8 protein-coding genes (1 of these 8 only partly in view) are annotated in these 15577 nt (G+C 74.8%); 4 read left to right on the top strand and 4 right to left on the bottom strand.

The features are described from left to right. Positions 1–26 precede the first annotated feature (26 nt). Positions 27–1442, bottom strand: a complete 1416-nt coding sequence (locus QIY60_RS11845; RefSeq protein WP_283142381.1) for an MFS transporter — start codon at positions 1440–1442, stop codon at positions 27–29. Between the two features lie 724 nt (positions 1443–2166). Between QIY60_RS11845 and QIY60_RS11840 the strand changes: the two genes are divergently transcribed. Continuing rightward, positions 2167–4278, top strand: coding sequence for an asparagine synthase-related protein (locus QIY60_RS11840; RefSeq protein WP_283142380.1), 2112 nt, complete (start codon positions 2167–2169; stop codon positions 4276–4278). Between the two features lie 267 nt (positions 4279–4545). After that, positions 4546–7704, top strand: a complete 3159-nt coding sequence (locus QIY60_RS11835) for a BTAD domain-containing putative transcriptional regulator (RefSeq protein WP_283142379.1) — start codon at positions 4546–4548, stop codon at positions 7702–7704. 94 nt (positions 7705–7798) lie between these two features. Here QIY60_RS11835 and QIY60_RS11830 read toward each other — a convergent pair whose 3' ends face one another. Together QIY60_RS11830 and QIY60_RS11825 are read right to left on the bottom strand one after the other, a co-directional pair. After that, entirely contained in the window at positions 7799–9703 is a 1905-nt protein-coding gene (locus QIY60_RS11830) for a sigma-70 family RNA polymerase sigma factor (RefSeq protein ID WP_283142378.1), read from the bottom strand. 268 nt (positions 9704–9971) lie between these two features. Next, positions 9972–10832 carry a helix-turn-helix domain-containing protein gene (locus tag QIY60_RS11825; protein WP_283142377.1) on the bottom strand — a complete coding sequence of 287 codons (861 nt, stop codon included), beginning with the start codon at positions 10830–10832 and terminating at the stop codon, positions 9972–9974. A gap of 323 nt (positions 10833–11155) precedes the next feature. Here QIY60_RS11825 and QIY60_RS11820 point away from each other — a divergent pair, with 323 nt between their 5' ends. Together QIY60_RS11820 and QIY60_RS11815 are read left to right on the top strand one after the other, a co-directional pair. Beyond that, entirely contained in the window at positions 11156–12586 is a 1431-nt protein-coding gene (locus QIY60_RS11820; RefSeq protein WP_283142376.1) for an NAD(P)/FAD-dependent oxidoreductase, read from the top strand. Between the two features lie 102 nt (positions 12587–12688). Next, positions 12689–14341, top strand: a complete 1653-nt coding sequence (locus QIY60_RS11815) for a SpoIIE family protein phosphatase (RefSeq protein ID WP_283142375.1) — start codon at positions 12689–12691, stop codon at positions 14339–14341. A 19-nt stretch (positions 14342–14360) separates the two neighbouring features. Here QIY60_RS11815 and QIY60_RS11810 read toward each other — a convergent pair whose 3' ends face one another. Continuing rightward, positions 14361–15577 carry the 3' portion of an MFS transporter gene (locus QIY60_RS11810; RefSeq protein ID WP_283145901.1) on the bottom strand. It continues 61 nt past the right edge of the window, so the window shows 1217 of its 1278 coding nt (coding positions 62–1278); the start codon falls outside the window, past its right edge; the stop codon is at positions 14361–14363.

The raw sequence follows: 15577 nt of genomic DNA, 5'->3' as shown, positions 1-15577 counted from the left end.
GCCCGTAAACCCGTGGGGGAAGTGATCTACGCCGGAGCGACCAGGAGCGGCCGTGCCCGTTCCCGCAGCTCGACCACGCGCGGCTCGTCCCCGTACGGCTCCAGGCGGTGCAGCAGGTCCCTCACGTACTCGGTGGTGCGCGCCGAGGAGATGCGCCCGGCGACCTCCACCGCGCGCGTGCCCGCCGCGCACGCCGCGTCCAGATTGCCCGACTCCAGCTCGGCCACCGCCGACACCACGAGCCGCAGGCCGTGCGAGCGCACGTACTCCTCGGTCGGCCGGGACAGCGCCTGCTCGGTGAAGCGGCGCACCTGGCGCGGGGCCTTCAGATCGCGGTAGCACTCGGCCGCGTCCGCCGCGAAGCGGTCGTACGAGTAGAAGCCCAGCCAGGACGGGTCGGAGTCGCCGTCCCGGGAGCGCTCCAGCCACGCCTCGGACGCCTTGAGCGCGGCCCCGGCCGCGAGCGCGTCGCCCGCCTTCGCGTGCGCGCGTGCCTCGACGAGCCGGAAGAAGCTCATGGTGCGGGCGGTCGCCAGGCCCCGGTTGCGCTCGACGGCGGCCTGCGCCAGGTCCACGCCCTCGTCGGCGAAGCCCCGGTAGGTGGCCTGGAGCGACATCGAGGCGAGGACGTACCCGCCCAGCGGCACGTCGGCCGCCGCGCGCGCGAGGCGCAGCGCCTGGATGTAGTAGCGCTGGGCGGCCTCCTGCTGGCCGGTGTCGAAGGCCATCCAGCCGGCCAGTCTGGTCAGTTCGGCCGTCGCGCCGAACAGGCCCCGGCCGACCTCGTCGGAGTACGAGCCGAGCAGCAGCGGCGCCGCGTCCACTCGTAAGCACTCGGGAACCATCGACGAACGCCAGTCCCCGCCCCCGTACTTGGAGTCCCAGCGGCGCGCGTCCTCCGCCGCCTCCCGCAGTTTGGCCACATCGCTGTGGCCGACCTTCAGCGGTGTCCCGGCCGCCCCGTCGTGGTCGCGTGCGACAGACGAGTCGGCGGGGGTTATGAGCCAGCGGGAGGCGGGGGTCGCGTACGCGGTGACCGCGAAGGATCCGGCCAGCGAATGCCAGATGCCGCCGCCCGCCCGCCGTCCGGCCAGATCGAGCCGGTAGAGCTCGGTCGCGGAGCGGACCGCCTCGCCCACGTCGCGCGGGAACGCCAGACCGACCTCGGGCGCCGGGTCGGCGTCGGCGAGCCCGATCTCGTGCAGCGGCACCGGGCGGCCCAGCTTGGCGCCGATGGCCGCCGCGATCAGATGGGGCGCGGCGCCCTGGGGCACCATGCCCTTGGAGACCCAGCGGGCCACCGACGTCTTGTCGTAGCGAAGGGTCAGGCCGCGCTGAGCTCCGAGGTCGTTGACCCGTCGTGCGAGTCCGGCATTGCTGATTCCCGCGAGGGCGAGAACGGTGCCGAGCTTCTCGTTCGGCCCGCGTTGCTCCCTGGACATGCGCCACCCCTCGACACAGACGGCGTCCCCCGGGGCCGCGCCCCGGGTCCGTCCGGCCGCACAATCGTGTGGCCGAGCCCCCAGGAATATGCCGCCCGCGGAGAACAGCAGTACACCCAGCGTAGTTCGCCGCATCCCGACCGTTAAGAGGCGGTGTTCCGGATGGCGAGATTGTTTTCCGTACGGACGAGTTCGGGCGCCGTTCGTGTGCTCCGGGTGTGTGGCCGTGCGCGGTGCGTGCGCTCTGGCCCGCGCGGAGCGGGGAGCGCTTCCATGTCAGGTGCGTGGGTCGGCCCGCTGAACTGGATCCAGTGGGCTGGGGGACACCGTCGCCTCAATCCCCGCGGGCGGCGGACCGGTCCGGGGGGCGGACAGCGCCTCCCGGACTGTGGGTCTTCTCCGCCGGCTTCGCTGCCGGTTTCATGCCCGCTTCGGGGCGTCCGCCACGCGCGCCCGGGGTGAAGTTGGCCGAAAACCGACGGTCCCGCACCGCCCGGAAACGTCGCTCCCGGCCGCCGGGAGCGCTGTCAATCGGCCATCCGCGGGGGCGCGTTCACTTTTTGCGCGCGCTACCCCGAGGCCCCTCTCGTACGCCATTGTCATGGCAGCATGGTCCCGAGCGCCCTCGGAACCGCACGGACACACCCCGCCGTACGTCCGCGTACGGCCGGTCCCGGTTCCGTCGGCGCGTGCGACGGGTTGTCCACAGGCTGTGGAGGCGGCGATGCGGTGGCTGGTGGGCTGGAGCAGTGTCGCCGCGAGGTTCGGTGCCGTGGGGACGGCCGGCGCCGTGGGTGCGCCCGAGGAGGGGCGCACCGTCCACCCCGTCGGCTCCCAGCTCCTGTGGGGCGACCCCGATCCGCTCTGGGCGGTCGGCGACTGGCGGCCCGACGAGATCCGCGTGGTCAGCGTGGGGGCGGACACCCGGCTCGCGGTCCTCGGCTGCTGCGCCGCCAGTGACGAGGAGCTGCGGGTAGGGCTGTTCGCGGCACGCGGGGGCGCACTGCGGCACCTTTCGGCGTGGCCGGGCAGCTATACGGCGGTTGCCCAGGTCGGCCGCAGGGTCACTGTCGTCGGCGACCTGGCCGGCGCACGCCCCGTCTTCTACACGCCGTGGGCGACGGGTACCGCGTACGCCACGGCCGCCCTGCCGCTCGCCGACCTCATCGAAGCCCAGCTGGACATCGGCCACTTGGCGGCGCTGCTCGCCTGCCCGGACGTACCCGAGGCGCTCGGCGACTCGACCCCCTACGCGGGAGTGCGGCGCATCCCGCCCGGCCACGCGCTGGTCCTTCGGGAGGGCTCGCGGGAGATCACCGGGTACGAGCCGGTCGCCTCGCTCGCCGTGGCCGCCGCCCAGGTCGACGAGGAGAGCGCGGTGAACGGGGTACGGGAGGCGCTGGTCGCGGCCGTACGGGCCCGGCTCACCGCGCCGCGCCACGCCCCCGAGACGCTGCCGCAGGACCCCGGGCCTGTCCCCGGCATGGGCCCCGCCGAGCGGCGCGCCGCGCGCGGGGGCCCGGCGCCCGGCATCGGCGCCGACCTCTCGGGCGGCCCGGCCTCGGCCACCCTCGCCCTGCTCGCCGCCGGGCTGCCCGGCAACCCCGGCACGGTGCTCGGCCACGGCACCGGCGCGGGCGAACGGCTCCTCGCGGTCACCTTCAACGACCTCGCCGTGCCCGGCCGCAGGAGCGAGGCCGAGCTGGAGCGGGCCGGGGCGATCGCGGCCAACCCGCGGCTGCACCACGTGGTGGTGGCGGGCGACGAGGAGGCCCTGCCGTACGCGGAGCTGGCGGGCCCGCTCACCGACGAGCCGGGCCCTTCGCTGGTCATCGCCGAACGCCACCGCCGCCGGCTCGCGGCGGGCAGCGCGGACCACTTCACGGGCAGCGGGGCGCGCCAGGTCCTGGACGCCCATCCCGCCCGCCTGGCCGACCTGCTGATGGACCGTCAGCGCCGCCACCTCCTCCGCCCGGCGGCAGCGCTCGCCAAGGCGGGTGGCCCTTCGGCGCACTCCCTGTTCGTCCCGCTCACGGTGTACCGGGCGGCGCGGAAGCTGGCCCGCACGCCGTACCGGACGGGCATCGAGTCGGCGGCCGAACGGCTGCGCCGCGACGCGGACCTGGCCGTGGCGGAGGCGGAGAGCCCGCTGGACGCCTCGCTCGCGTCCCTGGCCTGGACGCGGCCCGGTCCTGCGGCGCGCTGGCTCACCGGGGAGGCGCTGGCTGAAGTATCGATCCGGCTGATGGCGTCGGCGACGCGCCCGGCGACGGTGCTGCGGCCCGGCGAGGCGCGGGCGCGGGCCGCGCTCGCCCGGTACGCCGCCGACCACCGCGTCCTGGAGCAGGCCGCCGAGATCCGCAGCCAGCGGCTGCACGCGCCGTTCCTGGACAACCAGGTGGTACGGGCGTGCCGCGTCCTGCCCGAGGCGCTGCGGGTGCAGCCGGGCGCCCGGGCGGCGATCCTGCGGACGGTGCTGGCGGGTTCGGGGGTCCGCGACCTCCCGGCCGGCTGGGGCGCTCCGTCGCACGCCTCGTCGTCGGCGGCGGTACGGGCGGGCCTGCGCCGCTCGATCGACCCGCTGATCGCGCTGTTCGAGGCGCCGCTGCTGGCGGACGCGGGCCTGATCGAGGCCCGCACGGTCCGCCGCGCCCTGCGCGCGGCGGCGTCGGGCGAACGCCTCCCGCTGGACGGCCTGGCGGACCTGATCTCCACGGAACTCTGGCTCCGCCGCCTGCTGTCCCGCCGGGGGACGTGCTGGACGGGGACGGCGGCGCCGAAGCAGCGGGCGGTGGCGGGAGGGGTGGCGCCGTCGCGCCCGCCGCTGCGAGCGTAAGCCTCCTGGGGCTGCGCCCCCGGGCCCCGGTTTGCCTGCGGACCGTGCTGGGTCGCTCGCGCAGTTCCCCGCGCCCCTAAGATGCGCCCCTGCGGGGCGCCCAGGGGGATGCCGCGCAGCGGCATTTAAGGGGCGCGGGGAACTGCGCGAGCAACCCAGCACGGCCGGCAGCCGAAGCACCCGGCCGCCCGCCCAGGGCTTTAGGGAAGGGGCGGGGTGGGGAAAAAGCCCGCCGCAGGCGGAGCGAGCCCGAGACACAATGACCCCGTGCGGTACAGAATCCTGGGCGCCACCGAGGCGCAAGACGAGCACGGCCACAACGTCCCCCTCGGGGGACCCCGGCTGCGCGCCCTGCTCACCGCCCTCGCCGCCCGAGCCGACCGCCACACCCCCGTAACCGTCCCCACCCTCATCGACGAGATCTGGCCCGAAGACCCCCCGCACGACGCCCCCGCCGCCCTCCAGGCCCTCATCGGCCGCCTCCGCAGAACGCTCGGCCGCGACGCCGTCGCCTCCGAGCCCGGCGGCTACCGGCTCACCGTCGACGCCCCGCACGACGTAGACCTGTTCGCGTTCGAGCAGCAGGCCCGCAACGGAGCTCGGCAGCTCGCGGACGGCGACCCCGACACCGCCGCCGAAACGCTCCGCACCGCCCTCGCCCTGTGGCGCGGCCCCGCCCTCGCCGACCTCCCCGACCGGGCGTCGGCGGCCGCGGGCCCCGACGCCCAGCACCTCACCGCCCTGCGCACCCGCATCGAGGCCGACCTGCGCCGCGGTGCCACCGCCCACCTCCCCACCGAGCTCACCGAGCTGATCGAGGACCACCCGTACGACGAACCCCTCCACGCCCAGCTGATCCGCGCCCTGCGGGCAGAGGGGCGTACGGCCGACGCGCTCCTGGCGTACGAGAGTGCCCGCCGCACCCTCGCCGACGCCCTCGGCGCCGACCCGGGCCCGGAACTGGCCGCACTGCACCAGGAGCTGCTCGACCCCGCCCCCGAAGTCCTCGGCAACCTGCGGCCCCGCCTCACCTCCTTCGTCGGCCGCGAGCCCGAACTCGCCGCCATCCGCGACGACTTGGCGGCCCATCGACTCGTCACGTTCACCGGCCCCGGCGGCTCCGGCAAGACGCGGCTGGCCGAGGAGTCCGCCGTACACACCCCCGCCTGGCTCGTCGAGCTCGCGCCGCTCGACCACCCGGACGCCGTCCCCGGCGCCGTCGTCTCCGCGCTCGGGCTGCGCGAGACCACCCTGCTCGGGCGGGACGGGCAGCCGCACCCGGACGACCCCGTCGCCCGGCTCGTCGACCACTTCGCCGCCGCCCCCCGCACCCTCCTCGTCCTCGACAACTGCGAGCACGTCGTCGACGCCGCCGCCCGGCTCGCGGAGACGCTGCTGACGCGCTGCCCGGCGCTGCGGATCCTCGCCACCAGCCGCGAACCCCTCGGCGTGCCCGGCGAGCGGGTCCGGCCGGTCGAGCCGCTGCCGCCCGACCCCGCGCACCGCCTCTTCGCCGAGCGCGCCCGTACCGTACGACCCGACTTCGACCCGGCCGACGACCCCGAGGCGATCGACGAGATCTGCCGGCGGCTCGACGGGCTGCCGCTGGCGATCGAGCTGGCCGCCGCCCGGCTGCGGCTGCTCGGCCCGCGCCAGATCGCGGACCGGCTCGACGACCGCTTCCGCCTGCTGACCAGCGGCAGCCGGACCGTACTGCCCCGTCAGCAGACCCTGCGCGCGGTCGTCGACTGGTCGTGGGACCTGCTCGACGAGCGCGAGCGCGCGGTGCTGCGCCGCGCCTCCGTCTTCGCCGGCGGCTGGGACCTGGCCGCCGCCCAGGCCGTCTGCGGCTCGACCGACGACCTGGCGGCCCTGGTCGACAAGTCCCTGGTCGTGGCCGCCCCCGACCCGGACACGGGCGGGATGCGCTACCGGATGCTGGAGACCATCCACGAGTACGCCGCCGAGCGCGCGGCCGAGACCCCGCGCCTGCGCGACGAGGCCGCCCGCGCCCACACCGCGTACTACCGCGAACTGGCCCAGGAGGCCGACCCGTTGCTGCGCTCGCACGGGCAGCTGGTCTGGATCCGCCGCGTCGAGCGCGAGCTGGACAACATCCGCGCCGCCCTGCACCGCGTCACCACCACCGCCCCCGACCCGGCCGAGGCCCGTGAGATCGCCCTCGCCATGGGCTGGTTCTGGGGGCTGCGCAACTACCGCGGCGAGGGGGTGGGGTGGGTCGACCGCGTCATCGGACTGGACGACGGGGCGGACGCCGGTCCGGGAGATCCCGGCTACTGGCCGCGTATGCAGATCGCCCTGCTGCGGATCTTCCTGCTGGAGGTGGCCGGTCCGGGCGAGCGGCTGCGCAGCCCCGAGATGGTGGCGGAGATGGAGCGGCTGCGCGAGGCGTTCGGGCGGGGCGGGCCGCAGGCCGCGCGGTTCCCGGGGCTGCTCTGGCCGTTCGCCGCGTTCCTCACCCAGACCGCCGGGCAGGTGCGCGAGTCCGTGGACGACGTGGTCGCCAACTGCCGTGCGTACGGCGGCGAATGGGAGATCGGCGTCAGCCTCATGTTCCGTACGCACATGGTCATCGACATGCCCGGCGGGGTGTGGGACGTCGACGGCGACCTCGCGGAGCTGCGGGCGCTGAGCCGCCGCGTCGGCGACCGCTGGATGCGCGCCCAGGTGGCCAGCGCCGCCGGGGAGGCCGCGTTGATGCGCGGGCTGCCCGCGCGGGCGCGGCCGGAGTACGAGGAGGCGCTCGGCCTCGCCCGCGAGGTCGGCGCCCACGCCGAGGCGCCGTTCCTGCTGGCCCGGATCGCGGAACTCGCCTATCGCTCGGGCGACTTGGAGGAAGCCGACAAGATCCTCGACGAAGCGGCCTCGGAAGCCGTTCGCTACGGCGTCTTCGACTCCGCCTCCTACGTCCACTACGTGCGCGCCTGCATGGCCCTGGACACCGGCGACGCCGCCGCCGCGCGCGCCGAGTGCGACGCGGCCCACACGGCGAGCGCCCGCACCACCCCGCCGCCGCACTTCGCCGCGATCCTGGAGAGCCTCCAGGCCCGGGTCGCGGCCGCCGAGTCGGGCCCGACGGTCGGCGTACGCGGCTTGGCGTCGGCACTGCGCACCGCCATCGCCGCGGACTGCGCGGAGATCCTGCTGGCTCATTTCGCGGAGAGCGCGGCCCAACTCCTGCCGGAGCTGGGTGAATCGGGTCTGACGGTACGAGTGCTGGCGGCCGCCGAGGCTTGGCGCGCGGGGATCCCGCTATGGCCCCGGGACAGGGAGGCGCTGGACAAGCTCCGCACCCGCCTGCGATCCGACCTCGGTTCGCAGCGGTACGAGGAGGAGCAGGCGGAGGGTTCGGGGCTCAGCACGGGGGAGGTGGCGGGGTTGCTGGAGGGGGCCGTCGCCCCTTAGGGGCGCGGGGCTGTGTCATTGTGCGGCTCCGCCGCGTGGGCGCGACCAGCCCCCACCGGCCCGCAGCCGAATAACCACGCCCCCCGGGGGGGGGCTACCGGCAGTTGATGACCGACTTGGCCCAGTCGGCCAGCGCCACCGACCCGAACGGCGTATGCGGCTCGACCACCAGCCGAAGGGTCCGCTGCCCAGTGAGATCCGCGTGCACCGGCACAGCCGGATCCCCACCGTGCATGACGGGCGACCGCCACAGCAGGGTCCGGTCCCCGTACACGGAGAACCGCACCGCACCCAGCCCCATGGTCAGGTCGTCGACCCCGGCGAACGCGTCGTAACTGGAGCACTGCCGGTTGAGATCGATGGTCACGGACGACCGCGCGTGCACGGTCACCCCATGGCCGTACGGCTTGCCGTCGATCTCCATCCCCCACCGCTGCCACAGCCAACTGGACGCCCCGAGCCGCACCTCGGGCTTGGTGTGGTCACCGAACGCCCCGTACTGGAGCCGGTTGACCTGGTACACCGCCGCCGGCGGGGGCGGGGGCGGCGGCGGAGGAGTCGGCGTCGGCTTGGGCGGCGTGGGCTTCGGCGGCACAGGGGACGGCGTCGGCTTCGGCGTCGGCTTGGGTTTGGGCTTCGGCGGCACCGGCTTGGGCGCGGGCTTCGGCGGCGCCGGCGGTACGGGCGCGGGCGGCGCCGGGGGCTCCGGCGTGGGGGAGGGCGGCGGCTTCTGCGGGACCACCGGCACCACGGCCGGCGGCTTGGCCTCGGGCTTCGGCGCGGGCTTGGTGTCGTTGCCGCTGAGCGCGAAGACCACGCCCGCGGCCACCGCGACGGCGACCGCCGCCGCGATGCCCGCCTTGGCCGGGGCACCGAGCCCCTCGGAGGCGGCGGCCCCACCGGCCGCGCCCCCGGACGAACTCCCGCCCGAGGCCGCCGCGGCGGCACCCGCGCCCGCCGCACCGGCGGCGCCTCCCGCCACGATCCCGGCGGCCTTGAGCGAGTACCCGGCGGCGAACCAGCCGACCATCGCGACCGGCAGCAGCGCGGGGATCCCGGCGTTGACGTCCTTGAGCTCGACGACCGCGACCCGGCACTTGGCGCACTCCTCCAGGTGCTTGCTCAGGCCCCGCTCGGCCCGCACCCGCAGCCCGCCGCGCGCGTACGCCCCGAGCCGGTCCGCGTAGCGGGCGCAGTCGCCGCCCTCGGTGAGCGCGGTGGAGACGTGCGCCTGCAAGTACGCCTGTTTGAGGCCCTCCCGGGCCCGGCTGGCCAGGACCGCCGTGGCGTTGGCGGTGAGCCCGAACAGCGGCGCGATCTCGCTGGGCGACTCCTCCTCGACGGTGGTGTGCCAGAGCACCGCCTGCCACCGCTCCGGCAGCGACCGGAACGCCTGCATGGCCAGCGACTGCTCGGCCTCGTGCATCGCCCGTACGTCCGCGCCGAGGTCGACCGTGTCGTCGTCCCGGCCGTCCGAGGTACGGGCGGCCTGGTCGGCGAAGAGAGCGAAGTCCTCGACCAGTTGCTCCCGCTTAGCCGTCTTCGTCCAGGAGGCGGCGACGCGGCGCACGGTGGTCATCAGATACGCGCGCACGGCCTGCTCGGGACCGGCGCCGCCGCGCACCGCCTGGAGCGTACGGGCGAACACCTCGGCCGTGAGGTCGTCGGCCGTGTGCGCGTCCCGGCAGCAGCTGCGGGCGTACCGGCGGACCGCGTCCGAGTGCCGCCGGAACAGCTCCTCGTACGCGGTGTCGTCGCCCGCCCGCATGCGCTGGATCAGCTCGGCGTCGGCGGTGGTGCGGTCGCGCTGCTGCGGAACACCGGGTGCGGCCGGGACGTCGGACTCCTGGGCCGGGCCCCACGGCCCGGGCAGCACGGTCCCGCCCTCCGCGTCCGGCCGGCCACCGGGACCGCCCTGGCTGGGGACCTGCCGCGAGGGCAGACCGTCCGGCTCGGTGCCGCTGCCGCCGCCGAGCTCGTCCCGCCCGTCAACGTTCATCGCGGAAGCCCCCGTCAGCACGCTCAGACCCAACCACGAGCCAAGCGTCCCACAGAGCCCCACACCCAAGCAGCCCCCGACCACCCAACCACCCGTTAGTGGATACGGGCCGGGCGCCGCCTGCCTACCCCGCCGCCGCTGTGGGCGTGCGTGCCGCTAGGGGCGGCACGGGCGGGCACAGCGGCACCCCGGCCCCGCCGGACCCTGCAACCCGCCCTGACCCGGCCCCGCACAAACCCGCAGCCCGACCGGGGCCCCGCACAACCAACTACGCGGGCCGCGACCGCAACCCCTCCAGCAAAATATCCAGCAGCCGAGCAGAAGCCGCAGCCTGCTGATGCGGATCCGGCAGCGACGGCGCCGCCGTGGCTATCACGAGCAGCACATCGGCCACGGTCACATCAACCCGCAGCTCCCCCGCCTCCCGAGCCCGCTCCACCAGCTGCCCGACGACCGCGAGCAGCTCCGCCGCCCCCGCGTCGTCCAGCTCGTCCGCCGACGCCGTACGCGGCTCGACGACCCGCAGATCGGGTACGACGGGCGCACCCGCCAGCCCGGCCTGCCGCTGCTGCGGCACCCGCGCCTCAGAAGCGGCGGAGCCGGACACGTCGAGCGACTCGACCGGCTCAAGCACCGGCACCGGCGACACCGCGCCGCCGCCGACCACCGTCGACTCCTCGGAGTCCACGTCCACCCCGACCCGCAGCACCTGCGGCGGCAGCAGCCGCCCGGCGCCCGACGCCACCGACGTCCGCAGGAACCGGGAGAGCGCCGACCACGGCTCCTCCTCCTGGCCCAGCGCCGTCCGCGCCTGGTCGGTGAGACGCGCGGTCTCCTCCTCGGCTATCCGCCGCACCAGCACGTCCTTGCTCGGGAAGCGCCGGTACACCGTGCCGACTCCGACGCGGGCGCGGCGCGCCACGTCCTCCATCGGCGCGCCGTACCCCAGCTCGCCGAACACCTCGCGCGCGGCGCGCAGCACGTGCTCCAGATTGCGCTGGGCGTCCACCCGCAGCGGCGCGGAGCGGGAAGCGGAAGCGCTCCCACCACCGCCGACCGCGCCCACGCGACCATTGCCGTCCGCCGACGCGACGACGGCGGACTGCCAATGAGAGTCCTGAATATGCATAACCGTTCCCCCGGTAATGACGTCTCCCCCCGGAGACTCCCCGCCCTGACAGTCGGGTGGCCGGACCCGACACCCCGACGAGGTACGAACATAGTTGAGCCGGAGTCAATTCAGAAGGGGGTTGTTCCGCACGGTGTGTGCCCCGATCGGAGCAAGGACCGGAACCTTCCCGATTCGGACCCCCGCGCCGCCCCTATCTCCCGGCCCTGACCTGCACATTCTCCCCGACCGGCGAGAAATCCCGGCACGTGTTCCGGCCACATCCGTCAGTCACACAATTTGCCGGGCCTGTGGACAAACACCGGTGGCCGATGCCTCATGGGATGGTGAAGGCTGCGATCAATCGGGGGCCGAGCCCCGAACCACCGCCCGGCACGCGCATTCTCGTCGTCGGCGGCGGCTACGTGGGGATGTACACGGCGCTGCGTCTGCAGCGCGAGCTCAAGGCGCAGCTGCGCGACGGCCGGGTGGGGATCACCGTGGTCACCCCGGACCCGTACATGACGTACCAGCCGTTCCTGCCGGAGGCGGCCGCCGGATCCATCTCACCCCGCCACGTCGTCGTCCCGCTGCGCCGCGTCCTGGACCGCTGCCACATCGTCATCGGCGAGGCGCGGCGCATCGACCACGCGGCGCGGACCGTGACCGTCACCACCCTCGCCACCGAGGAGGAGGGCACGGGGCCGGTCGAGATCGCGTACGACGAACTGGTCCTGGCGCCCGGCTCGATCTCCCGCACCCTCCCGGTCCCGGGCCTGGCCGACTACGCCATCGGCTTCAAGACCGTCGAAGAGGCCATCGGGCTGCGCAACCACGTCATCGAGCAGATGGACATCGCCTCCTCCACCCGCGACCCCGCCGTCCGCGACGCGGCCCTCACCTTCGTCTTCGTCGGCGGCGGCTACGCGGGCGTGGAGGCGCTCGCCGAGCTGGAGGACATGGCCCGCTACACCGCGCGGTACTACCACAACATCAAGCCCGAGGACCTGAAGTGGATCCTGGTGGAGGCCAGCGACCGGATCCTGCCCGAGGTCGGTGAGGAGATGGGCCGGTACGCCATCCGCGAGCTGCGCGGCCGCAACATCGACGTACGTCTTGAGACGCGCCTGGACTCCTGCGAGAACCGCGTCGCCGTGCTCAGCGACGGCGCCCGCTTCCCCACCCGTACGGTCGTGTGGACCGCCGGGGTCAAGCCCGCGCCCGTCCTCGCCGCCACCGATCTGCCGCTCACCGAGCGCGGCCGCCTCAAGTGCACCGCGAAGCTCCAGGTGGAGGGCGTCGAGCACGCCTGGGCGGCCGGGGACGCCGCCGCCGTACCGGACGTCACCTCCGACGAGAAGGACAAGGAGTGCGCGCCCAACGCGCAGCACGCGGTGCGCCAGGCCAAGACGCTCGCCGAGAACATCGCCGCGTCCGTCGACGGACGGCCCCTGCGCGAGTACGCGCACAAGTACGTCGGCTCGGTCGCCTCGCTCGGCCTCCACAAGGGCGTCGCCCACGTCTACGGACGCAAGCTCAAGGGCTACCCCGCCTGGTTCATGCACCGCGCCTACCACCTGAGCCGTATCCCCACCTTCAACCGCAAGGCGCGCGTGCTCGCCGAGTGGACGCTCGCGGGCCTGTTCAAGCGCGAGATCGTCTCGCTCGGCTCGCTGGAGCACCCGCGCGCCGAATTCGAGCTCGCGGCGGGCGGCGGGCCCGCCAAGCCGGGTCCTGAACCGGGTCCCCAAGGGCCCGGCGGCAAGGAGAACTGACGGTTGTCAGTGCGGTCCGTCACACTGGACGTGTGACCATAGGTGGGCCCACACCTGCACAGCGTGACCCAGCAGCCAGCGACACACGAGGCCAAGAGATCCGTGAACTTCACGCGTTGGAGCGCCCGGCTCCCCGGTACGCAGCGCCGCGCCGCCGCACGGACCGACCGGGGCTCCGTGCCCGCCGCGCGCGGTGAGTCCGGCCCGGGGCCCGACACCTGGCCGGACGGCGACGGGACGGACGGCCCGGCGGCGCCCGCCCTGGAGGAGCTGTCGGTGCGTCAGCTCCTCGGCCAGCTCCCGGCCCTCGCCGCCCTGGTGTACGGCCCGGAGCACCGCGTGGCGTACGTGAACGACGCGTACGCGACGACGTTCGGCCCCCGCCCCGTGGGCGCCCCCGCCGCCAAGGCCCTGCCCGAGCTGGACGAGCTGGGCCTGCTGCCGCTGATGGACCAGGTGCTGCGCAGCGGCAAGCCCCGTACGGTCAAGTCCCGCAAGGCCCAGGGCGGCGGGTCGTACACGGTCACCTGCACCCCGGTCGAGATCCCCGCGCGCGGGGAGGCGGGCGGCGGCGTGCTCGTCTTCGCTGCCGACGTCACCGACCACGCCGAGGCCGCCGAGCGGCTGCGCGCCAGCGAGCGCCGCCACCGCGAGACCGCCGTGACGCTCCAGCGCTCCCTGCTCCCGCAGGAGCTGGAGCAGCCCGACGACCTGCGGGTCGCCGCCACGTACCAGCCGGGCGGCACGGACGCGGCGGTCGGCGGCGACTGGTACGACGTGATCACCCTGGGCGCCGGGCGCACCGCGCTGGTGATCGGGGACGTGATGGGGCGCGGGGTCCGCGCGGCCGCCGTGATGGGCCAGCTCCGCACGGCGGTGCGGGCGTACGCGCGCCTGGACCTGCCCCCGCACGAGGTGCTCCAGCTGCTCGACGGCCTGGCCGCCGAGATCGACGCCAGCCAGATCGCCACCTGCCTCTACGCGGTCCACGACCCCAACGAGGGCCGGCTCGTGTACGCCTCGGCGGGCCACCTGCCCCTCCTCGTACGCCACGCGGACGGCAGCGTGCACCGCGCGGCGGACCCGACCGGGCCCCCGCTGGGCACCGGCGGCTGGCTGCACACCTCCGGCACCATCGCCCTGCCGCCCGGCGCGACCGCCGTCCTCTATACGGACGGTCTGGTCGAGCGCAGAGGAGAGGACATCGACGAGGGCGTCGCCGCCCTGGAGCGCGCGCTGTCCGGCGCGGTCGGCACCCCGCAGGTCGTCTGCGACCGGCTGATCCGCTCGCTCGGGGTGACCGCCGAGCACGACGACGACGTGGCGGTCCTGGTCCTCCAGCACCCGGCCCGCACCGGCCCGGACGCCGAACTGTTCCACAACGCGGCGCTCGACCTGCTCGGCGGCGTGGAAGCCGCGCCACGCGCGCGTGCCTTCGCGTCCGGGGTCCTGGCCTCCTGGCGCTTCCCCGTGGAGCTGCGCGACCTGGGCGTCCTGGCGGCCAGCGAGCTGGTCGCCAACTCCCTCCAGCACGGCACCCCGCCGATGCGGCTGCGCCTGCGCCGCACCGACCGCCGACTGATCATCGAGGTGACGGACGGCGACGACCACCTGCCGCGCCGCCGCCGCGCCGAGCCCGGGGACGAGTCAGGACGAGGCATCTCGATCGTCGCGACGATCGCCTCGTCCTGGGGTTCGCGCCGCACGCCGGGCGGCGGCAAAGCGGTGTGGTGCGAGTTCGCCCTGCCGGGCTGAGGGCCGGGCGGCCGATGGCTCAGGCCGCCGCGCCGACCTGCTCGCTCTTGTGCACGGCGACCACCCGTGACGGGGCCGCGAGCACCGGCTGGTCCTGCGCGGGGGTGAGCCCACGGCCGAGCCGCAGCGCCAGCACGGTGATGCCGAGCGAGAACAGAATGAACGTGACGATGTACGGGCCGTGCAGCGTGGCGCCCATGGGCCCGCCCACGAACGGGCCGAGCGCCAGCGCCATCTGCTTGACCAGCGCGAACGCCGAGTTGTACTGGCCGACCATCGCCTCCGGCGCCAGGTCCGCGACCAGCGGCGCCACGGTCGGCGACAGCATCGCCTCACCGAGCCCGAAGAGCGCGTACGTGGAGATGAACGCGGCGGTCGCCATGGTCTGGCTGCCGTGGCCGAGCCCCGCGTACCCGGCGAAGAGCCAGGCCACGGTCCAGATGAGCCCCACGGACGCGATCACGCGGCTGCGGCGGCGGCGCTCGACGAAGCGCAGCACCAGGAACTGGGCGACCACGATGACGGCGGTGTTGGCGGCCAGGGCGAAGCCCAGGGCCGACGGATCGATCCCGGCGGCCTCGGTGCCGTACGCCGCGAGACCCGACTCGAACTGCCCGTAGCAGGCGAAGAACAGCACGAAGCCGAGGACGCAGAGCTGGAGCATGGCGCGGTGCGCGAGCACGGCCCGGAAGCCGCTGCCGCCCTTGCCGCCCTTGGGGCGGGCGTCCGCGATGACCGCGTTGCGCGGCAGCTTCACGGACAGCGCGATCGCGGCGAGGACCAGGAACATCCCGGCCTCGATGGCGAAGAGCAGGGTGAAGGACGCCGGACGGCTCTCGTCGACGATCTGGCCGCCGAAGAGCCCGCCGATGCCGAGCCCGAGGTTCTGCAGGAAGAACTGCATGGCGAAGGCACGGGTACGGGAGGTCGGCCCCGAGCACCACACGATCATGGTGGCGAGCGCCGGCTGCATGACCGCGGTGCCCGCGCCGAGCAGGGCGGCGGACCCGAGGACGGTCACCAGGTTGTCGGCGAGTCCGAGGCACAGCGCGCCCACGGCGGCCGTCACGGCGGCGCCGACCAGGACCGGCAGGGGGCCGCGCCGGTCGATGACCCGGCCGGTGAAGAGCAGCGCGACGAGCGCGGCCAGGGCGAAGACGCCGAGGACGATCCCGGCCCAGAAGGAGCCGAGCCCGCGCACCGAAGCCACGTAGATGTACAGATACGGAACGGTGA

It is taken from the genome of Streptomyces sp. BPTC-684 (assembly GCF_030028635.1).
Lineage (GTDB): Bacteria > Actinomycetota > Actinomycetes > Streptomycetales > Streptomycetaceae > Streptomyces > Streptomyces noboritoensis.
The sequence above is the reverse complement of the archived record's forward strand: the minus strand, read 5'-3'. Positions and strand labels throughout refer to the sequence as shown.